The 7,103-nt window shown below is 67.6% G+C and carries 12 protein-coding genes and 2 tRNA genes; 8 read left to right on the top strand and 6 right to left on the bottom strand.

The window, feature by feature from the left end; genetic code table 11:
• Positions 1–42 precede the first annotated feature (42 nt).
• Complete coding sequence (locus IQ216_RS09905) at positions 43–261, bottom strand: DUF2555 domain-containing protein (protein WP_186697349.1); 219 nt, start codon at positions 259–261, stop codon at positions 43–45.
• Positions 262–324: 63 nt separating this feature from the next.
• Here IQ216_RS09905 and IQ216_RS09900 point away from each other — a divergent pair.
• From IQ216_RS09900 to IQ216_RS09885, 4 genes are all read left to right on the top strand, one after another.
• Positions 325–397, top strand: a tRNA-Ala gene (locus IQ216_RS09900).
• A gap of 48 nt (positions 398–445) precedes the next feature.
• The gene (locus tag IQ216_RS09895; protein ID WP_193815341.1) at positions 446–619 is read left to right on the top strand and encodes a PCP reductase family protein; all 174 of its coding nucleotides are present in this window, start codon (positions 446–448) and stop codon (positions 617–619) included.
• Positions 620–696: 77 nt separating this feature from the next.
• The gene (locus IQ216_RS09890) at positions 697–894 is read left to right on the top strand and encodes a hypothetical protein (protein ID WP_186697351.1); all 198 of its coding nucleotides are present in this window, start codon (positions 697–699) and stop codon (positions 892–894) included.
• A 294-nt stretch (positions 895–1,188) separates the two neighbouring features.
• Entirely contained in the window at positions 1,189–1,557 is a 369-nt protein-coding gene (locus IQ216_RS09885; RefSeq protein ID WP_193815340.1) for a DUF565 domain-containing protein, read from the top strand.
• Here IQ216_RS09885 and IQ216_RS09880 read toward each other — a convergent pair.
• Both IQ216_RS09880 and IQ216_RS09875 read right to left on the bottom strand, forming a co-directional pair.
• Positions 1,544–2,584 carry an aspartate carbamoyltransferase catalytic subunit gene (locus IQ216_RS09880; protein ID WP_186697353.1) on the bottom strand — a complete coding sequence of 347 codons (1,041 nt, stop codon included), beginning with the start codon at positions 2,582–2,584 and terminating at the stop codon, positions 1,544–1,546. The two genes, IQ216_RS09885 and IQ216_RS09880, sit on opposite strands and share 14 nt — an antisense overlap.
• A gap of 26 nt (positions 2,585–2,610) precedes the next feature.
• Complete coding sequence (locus IQ216_RS09875; protein WP_193815339.1) at positions 2,611–3,234, bottom strand: DNA-3-methyladenine glycosylase; 624 nt, start codon at positions 3,232–3,234, stop codon at positions 2,611–2,613.
• On the opposite strand from IQ216_RS09875, the gene IQ216_RS09870 reads away from it, so the two are divergent.
• On the top strand, positions 3,233–3,370 hold the full coding sequence (locus tag IQ216_RS09870; RefSeq protein ID WP_186697355.1) for a hypothetical protein: 138 nt from the start codon (positions 3,233–3,235) through the stop codon (positions 3,368–3,370). The two genes, IQ216_RS09875 and IQ216_RS09870, sit on opposite strands and share 2 nt — an antisense overlap.
• Before the next feature lie 26 nt (positions 3,371–3,396).
• Here the strand turns inward: IQ216_RS09870 and IQ216_RS09865 are convergent, their stop codons facing one another.
• On the bottom strand, positions 3,397–3,687 hold the full coding sequence (locus IQ216_RS09865; RefSeq protein ID WP_193815338.1) for a DUF6679 family protein: 291 nt from the start codon (positions 3,685–3,687) through the stop codon (positions 3,397–3,399).
• A 99-nt stretch (positions 3,688–3,786) separates the two neighbouring features.
• On the opposite strand from IQ216_RS09865, the gene IQ216_RS09860 reads away from it, so the two are divergent.
• Together IQ216_RS09860 and gatC are read left to right on the top strand one after the other, a co-directional pair.
• Positions 3,787–4,590, top strand: a complete 804-nt coding sequence (locus IQ216_RS09860; protein WP_193815337.1) for a creatininase family protein — start codon at positions 3,787–3,789, stop codon at positions 4,588–4,590.
• 38 nt (positions 4,591–4,628) lie between these two features.
• Positions 4,629–4,922 (top strand): Asp-tRNA(Asn)/Glu-tRNA(Gln) amidotransferase subunit GatC, encoded by a 294-nt coding sequence (gene gatC / locus IQ216_RS09855; protein WP_193815336.1) that lies wholly within the window; start codon positions 4,629–4,631, stop codon positions 4,920–4,922.
• Between the two features lie 101 nt (positions 4,923–5,023).
• Here gatC and crtR read toward each other — a convergent pair whose 3' ends face one another.
• Both crtR and IQ216_RS09845 read right to left on the bottom strand, forming a co-directional pair.
• Positions 5,024–6,046, bottom strand: a complete 1,023-nt coding sequence (gene crtR / locus IQ216_RS09850; RefSeq protein ID WP_228007367.1) for a beta-carotene hydroxylase — start codon at positions 6,044–6,046, stop codon at positions 5,024–5,026.
• A gap of 56 nt (positions 6,047–6,102) precedes the next feature.
• Positions 6,103–6,185 (bottom strand) — tRNA-Leu (locus IQ216_RS09845).
• Between the two features lie 96 nt (positions 6,186–6,281).
• Between IQ216_RS09845 and IQ216_RS09840 the strand changes: the two genes are divergently transcribed.
• The coding region (locus tag IQ216_RS09840) for a Ycf66 family protein (RefSeq protein ID WP_193815335.1) at positions 6,282–7,103 on the top strand (822 nt) is incomplete at its 3' end.

Here is a 7,103-nt window from a genome sequence, read left to right as displayed (position 1 = left end):
GTTGAGGAGGGGGCGAGGTGGGGCTGGAGCAGGCCCTGCCCCTCAGTCCTCATCAAAGGGCTCCTGGTCCACCAGGTGCACGTAGGGGCGCGCCAGCTCGGGCCGGTGGATCGCCAGGGCCCGCATCAGGTGCCAGTCCGAGAGGCCGTCGAAGGGGGTGGGGTAATCATCTTCGTCCAGGCGCTGGGCCAGCACGGCGGTCATGGCCTCGTCAAAGGCGGCAAGCCGCTCCGGAGTGATCGACTCAGACAAGGAGGCCATGGCGATGGGGAGATGGCGGAGAGGCTGGCAGGCGGAAGGGCTGGGGCGATAATGGCCCCCTGAGGGGAATTAGCTCAGCTGGTAGAGCGCTGCGATCGCACCGCAGAGGTCAGGGGTTCGAGTCCCCTATTCTCCATTCTGAGGCCGGTGCAGCGATCCGGCTTGCCCGCAGGCCGCACTGACGATGCCAGCTCCCACGCCCTGGACCGCTGAGGCCGAGGCCGCCCTGAAGGAAGTGCCCTTTTTTGTGCGACCTGCCGTGCGCAGGCGCGTTGAGGCCATGGCCGCTGAAGCTGGCCTTGAGCAGGTGGATGGGGCCTTCTACGCCGAGGCCAGGGCCCGGTTCGGCCAGAAGTGATCCCGGCGCTGATCCGGGCCCTGATCGATACGAAACCGGCGATGTTGTAAAAGAGACGTGACAGTTTCTGCCCATCCATGTCGCAGTCGAAGCGCGAACAGGTGGTGAGCCACCTGCGCTACATCCGCCAGGAGCTCCGCGAGATGCATCAGGGCGTGATGGAGGATGGTCTCCTGCCGGAAGCCGGTGAAGTGCGCGGTGTGATGGCTCAGATGGAGGCGCTGCTGGAGTTGCTGGAGGGCAAGTCATCCCGCAAGAAGGAAAGCGACAGCTGAGTCCCGCTCTGCGCCGCCCCAACCCTGGCGTCAAGGGTGTCAATGGACGCTCCGTCAAACGACCCAGGCCCCTTGATCAGGCCAGCATCAATCGCTTTGCTGACGGGGTCCCCATCATCCCGCCCGGGCCCCAGGCCACGGGCTTTTTTATTGGAATCCCCTATCAGTAGCGTCAAGGGGCTGTCAAGGCTCCAGAGATGGTGTAGACCATGGCAGGCAGGACCGGGCCGGGTGATGGGGATCGCCAGCTCAACCGTCCTGCCTCCCCCTTGCTGCTGAGTCCCCGACCCATCCGTGGCCAACCTCCAGCAGCGGCCCGCTCAGCAGCCCCGCTTCCAGCAAACCCGCTTCCAACAGAGCATCGCCCAGGCCAGCGGTCGTCTGCAGCGCTGGGCCACCAATCCATGGCGCCGGCTGTCGTTGCAGCTGATCGTGCTGCTGATGAGCTTTTCGATCGGCGGCGTGGTGGCTTCGATCAGCGGTCAGCTCTCCCAGATCGACCCCGTTGGCGCGGTGATCTGCGTGCTGGTGATCGAGCTGGCGATCCGGGCCCGGGGGCCCCTGCTCCGCCAGGCCGATCAGCGCCTCGGACTCCAGCTGCTGGACATGGGGCGCGTCGGCCTGCTCTACGGACTGCTGCTCGACGGCTTCAAGCTGTTGTGAGACCAGGTGCGGCCATGGCCTCCGTGGCCAGCAGATAGAGCAGCGCCATCCGCACAGGGATGCCGTTGCGCACCTGTTCCTCCACCGCACACACGGCGGGGTCATCCAGCAGAGCCGAGGCCATCTCCACGCCGCGGTTCACCGGCCCCGGATGGAGCACGGGCACGGCACGACCGCAGCGCCTGAGACGCTCGTGGCTGAGGCCATAGGCCCGGTGGTAGGAGTCCAGGCTGGTGAGCAGGTGGCTGCGCATGCGCTCCTTCTGCAGTCGCAGGGTCATCACGGCGTCGGCGCCGTCGAGGGCGGCGTCGAGGTCGCGCAGCACCGTGACGCCGCCCCGCTCCTGCACCGGATCGCTGGCCTGGCCGGGCGGTGGAGCCGCCACGAAGGCCGCAAAGCTCTCCGGCAGCAGAGTGGCCGGCCCGCACAGCACCACCTCGGCGCCACAGGCGGTGAGGGCCCAGAGGTTGGAGCGGGCCACCCGGGAATGGAGCACATCCCCCACGATCACGATGCGCCGGCCCCGCAGGCTCTCGGGCGTGGGGGCGAGGGGATTGAAGTGGCGCGCCAGGGTGAAGAGGTCGAGCAGGGCCTGGCTGGGGTGGCTGTGCAGGCCATCGCCGGCATTGAGCACCGCGACTCGCTCACCGGCTTGATCGAGGTCTTCCGCCAGCCGTTGCGGGATGCCGGCGCAGTGATGCCGCACCACCAGCACGTCGGCCCCCATGGCCACGTAGGTGCGGGCCGTGTCCAGCAGGCTCTCCCCCTTGGCCAGGGAGCTCGATGACGGCGAGAAGCTCTGCACATCGGCCGAGAGGCGTCTTGCCGCCAGCTCGAAGCTGCTGCGGGTGCGGGTGCTGGGCTCGAAGAACAGGCTGGTCATCAGACGCCCCTGCAGCGCCGGCAGCTTGCGGGCGCCGCTGACCGGCATGGCGCGGAAGCGTTGGGCCAACTCCAGAACCATGGCCAGATCGTCCAGCGAGAAGGCCGCCAGATCAATCACATGGCGATGAGCCCAGCTGCCCAATCCCGAGAGGCGCAAACACCCTCAACCTAGAGGCCTGCCCCCGGGCGCACCAGGCGGTCGCCGCGGGCCCGGCGGCTGACACAGGGGCTGGAGCGCAGGTACCAGCGCCAGGGCAGCTCCTGGGCCTGACTGATGCCGACGCGCGTGGTCTGGGTGAGCTGGCCATCCATCCCAGGCGGCAGCAGGCGCGGTGCCAGCCAGAGGCCCGAGTCAGGCCGCGCCGGCAAACCGTCATGGCGGCGATCGATGCCGAAGCGCCTGGCCAGCAGTCCTGGGCCGGCCGCCACCCGGGCCGGCTCATCGGGGATCTGCACCGCCCGCAGCAGCACTCCGCTGGCCTCATCGAGGCAGCCGGTCACCAGATTCACGCAGTGATGGATGCCGTAGGTGAGATACACGTAAAACCGGCCGGGCTCCCCGAACAGCGTCTCGTTCTGGGGCGAGCGGCGGCGGGACCCATGGCAGGCCGGCTCCTGCTGGGCATAGGCCTCCGTTTCCACGATCAGGCCGCGCAGCTGCTCGCCCGTCTGCAGCCGTCGGATCAGCCAGCAGCCCACCAATTCCGGGGCCACCTGCTCGGCGGGCCTGCCAAAGAAGGCGGCAGGGAGCACACTGGTGGCAAGCTCAGCCCACTCTTCCCGCTTCGCCATGGACTCCTCCGGTTTCACGCTGGCCACCGTGCTGCTGCTCACCAGTGGCCTGTTCTGCCTCTCCACCCTGTTCTTCGGCACCAAGGGCGGCTACTACGACACCGACGCCTACGACGGCAACGGCACCGCCCACTGATCAGCCGAACGGCTCAGCCGCTGCGATCAGCTGCTGAGCCGTTCGGCCTCCGGGCAGTCTTCAGCGGTGGGCAGGTCATCCATGCCACTGCGGCTCACATACGACAGGCGTGTGCTCACGGCTCCGATCGAGTCCAGACGCACGCTCTCCTCCCAGCTGTGGGTCTCGTCGTCCTCCTCGGCGTCGTAGTGGAGGGTGACCAGATCGCCTTCGATTTCGGTGATCAGGGCCTCCTCGATCCAGCGCTGCTGATCGCGCAGGAACACCCACACGGGCCGTTTTTCAGCACAGAACTGGGAGAGCTTGCGGTGCAGCATGGGCTTGGCGGCGCAGCGCCTCATGAGTCTAGGCAGAGGAGGCCGGAGTCCCGCTGTTCACCACGACCCCGCCAGGATGAAACCAGCTCTGTTCTGCCTGTGACCTCGCCAGCCGCCGCCCCCTCCAATGCCGGCTCCACCAGTGTTGAGGCGATCCGCCTGCAACTGCGCAGTTGGCCGGAGGTGGAGACCTACCTGGAGCGCTGCCGCGGCGTGATCGTGCCGCTGGGCTCCACCGAGCAGCACGGCCCCACGGGCGCGATCGGCACCGATGCCCTCACAGCTGAAGCGGTGGCCCTGGAGGTGGGCCGCCGCACCGGAGTGCTGGTGACGCCCGCTCAGGCCTTCGGCATGGCGGAACACCATCTGGGCTTCGCCGGCACGGTGAGCCTCCAGCCCAGCACCCTGATCGCCGTGCTGCACGACATCGTGCTCTCGCTGGCGGGGCATGGCTTCGAGCGGATCTTCGTGGTCAATGGCCACGGCGGCAACATCGCCACCGGCAAGGCCGCCTTCGCCCAGGCCTACGCCACGGCGGCAGGCCGGGGGCTGCCGGGGGCGGAGCGGCTGCGCTGCCGCATGGCCAACTGGTTCATGGCGGCCCCGGTGTTCCAGAAGGCACGGGAGCTGTATGGMGATCGGGAGGGCCATCACGCCACCCCCAGTGAGATCGCCCTGACCCTGCACCTCGAGCCCAGCTTGGAGAGCAAGCAGCGCCCCCTGCCTGAGGCGGCTCCCGCCGGCCCGATCCACGGCCCCGCCGACTTCCGGCGCCGCCACCCCGACGGCCGCATGGGCTCCGACCCATTCCTGGCCAGCCCAGAGCATGGACAGGAGTTCCTGGAACTGGCCGCCACCGCCCTCAGCACCGATCTGGAGCGCTTCCTGGCAACCGACAGCTAGTTTCAGAGTTCAGCACCCCTGCCGGATCGGAGCGCCGCATGAGCCAGATCACCACCGATGACGTGCGCAAGGTGGCCCAGCTGGCTCGGCTGGCCCTGCCGGAAGAGAAGATCACCACCTACACCGCCCAGCTCGAGCGCATCCTCGAGTACGTGGCCCACCTGGAAGCTGTGGACACCGAAGGGGTTCCTGCCACCACCCGGGCCGTGGAAGTGGTGAATGTCACCCGTGAGGATGCGGTGTCGCCCACGCCTGTGCGGGAGGAGCTACTGGATCTGGCGCCGCAACGGGAGGGAGATTTCTTCCGGGTGCCCCAGATCCTGGCGGGCTGACACCTACCGGCGCGATGGGCGGCCTTTTCAATCCTGTCGAGCGCCATCGACTTGAGCCTGTTCAGTAGGACAGTTCCGTCGTTCTGGGCACAGGGCCAGGGTCAACGCACGGGCGAAACAGCTGTGCGGTGCAGCACCTCAAGCACGCGACGCCGGGCATGGCGGGTGGGCATCAGGGCGGCCAGGGGGCGCAGCTTGCTGCGGCGCTTGCGGTGGCTGCGCACCCCCAGCAGGATGTCGTAGAGGAAATTGAGACCGTCTGCACGGGTTTCAAACAAGCCCAGGCGCTGCGGCGATCCCTTCGCATCCAGGATGTGCTTGGTGGCGTGGTAAGCGGGCTTGTATTCAAACCAGGGGATGGAGGGCCAGAGATGATGGATCAGGTGATAGTTCTGGCCCATGATCAGCCAGTTCATCAGCCTGCCGGGGTACACCCGGGCGTTGTGCCAGCGGTTACGCGACTGGAAGGGCCTGTGGGGCAGGTAGTCAAAGAACAGCCCCAGGGTGACACCCACCATCAGCGCAGGCGCGAACCAGCAGTTGAAGATGAACGGCATGAATCCATATTTGGCGCCCGCCAATACAATCGAAAAGAAGACGGCACGAGCAATTCCCCACTCCAGCAATTCATAGCGTCGCCACAGGCGGCGGCGAAAGAAGAACAACTCGTGGTAAAAGAATCGCGGCGCAATCAGCCACAGAGGCCCGAAGGTGCTCACGATGTGATCGGGATCGTGCTTCGGGTCGTTCACATGGGCGTGGTGCTGCAGATGCACCCGGGTGAACACCGGGAAGCTGAAGCCCAGCAGCAGGGCTGCCCCATGGCCCATCACGGCATTCCAGAAGCGGCTGGGGTGGGCCGCGTTATGGCAGGCGTCGTGGATCACGGTGCCCTCCAGGTGCAGGGCCAGAAAGCCGGTGATCAGCAGCATGCCAAGGGGCCACTGCCCCACGAACCAGCCCCAGATCGTCAGCCCCGCCAGGGCAAAGCCACCCAGGAAGAGTCCCACCGTGGGATTCCAGGCGGCCGGAGCATCGAGGTACTGCCGGGGAACGGAGCTGGACGGTGACCGACCGAGCGTGCCCACAGCCAGGTGGCGCTCTGCGGCGGGAGCCTGGGTCATGGGCTGGGACGGGCCGCGAAGCAATTCAGATGGCCTGCAACTTAAGAAAAGGTTGATGCCCACCGGGGGACTTGAACCCCCACGACCAAGGCCACTGGAACCTAAACCCAGCGCGTCTACCAAATTCCGCCAGGTGGGCTGGTAAGGGAACTGTAAGCAGGGCCGCGATCCCGGATCCCAACCGCAGGCCCCCGCCAAGGGGTCGGCTCAGAATGGGCACTCTTGTCCCGAAGCCATGCTTGCGACCCTGGGGGGAGCCCTGGCCCTGATGCTCGGGCTCACCGTGCTGCTGCTGCCCGTGCTGGCCTCAGAGCTGAGCCGTCCCAGGGACTCGCTCTGGGGCGGCGTGGTGCTCCTGCTGGGCCTGGTGCTGGTGACCAGCGCCGAGCGGCTGAGGGGAGCGCCCATGCTGGCCGTGCTCTGCGGTGGCCTGCTGGTGGGCCGGCTGGGCCTGGAGGTGGGACAGGCCCGCTGGCGCCAGCTGACGCCCGAGGAGCAACAGCGCTTGTGGTCAACGGAACGCTGGCAGAAAAGCCTGGCGGAACTGGGCGCCAGCCTGGCCCGGCTGCTGGAGCTGGCCGGCGGCCTGGGGGCTGGAGTGCTGGGGTGGATGCGCCAGATGCGGCAGCCTCGCCAGACCACCAAGCGTTGGGTACGGCTTGAGCCCGGCCCCAGCCAGCCTGACCAGGCCGCTGAGCCCCCTCAGGAGCAGCCAGAGGGCGTGGATCAGGTGAGCGAGGTTCCTGCGGCGAACCTGCTGGCTGAGAGGCCTGAGCGGGCGGACGCGGCAGCCGTCGAAGGCGCCACTGAAGCGGTCGGGGGCACGCAGCAAGCCGAGGCGGCGCCGAGCGAAGAGGAGGCCGAGAAGGCAGAAACGAGCGGGCCTGGGGCTGCCTGCACGCCAGAGGTGGTTCAAGACGCTGAAGATTCGGCGCCAGCCGCCGCCGCCGAGGCCTCAGATCCCCCGGCCGACGTGGTGGTGGTCGACTGCCTCGATGGTGTCGAGGACTTGCTGCAGGAGCTGGAAGGCCCCCCGGACGCGGCCCCAGCCGAATCC

This window comes from Cyanobium sp. LEGE 06143 (genome assembly GCF_015207535.1).
Lineage (GTDB): Bacteria > Cyanobacteriota > Cyanobacteriia > PCC-6307 > Cyanobiaceae > NIES-981.
The sequence above is the reverse complement of the archived record's forward strand: the minus strand, read 5'-3'. Positions and strand labels throughout refer to the sequence as shown.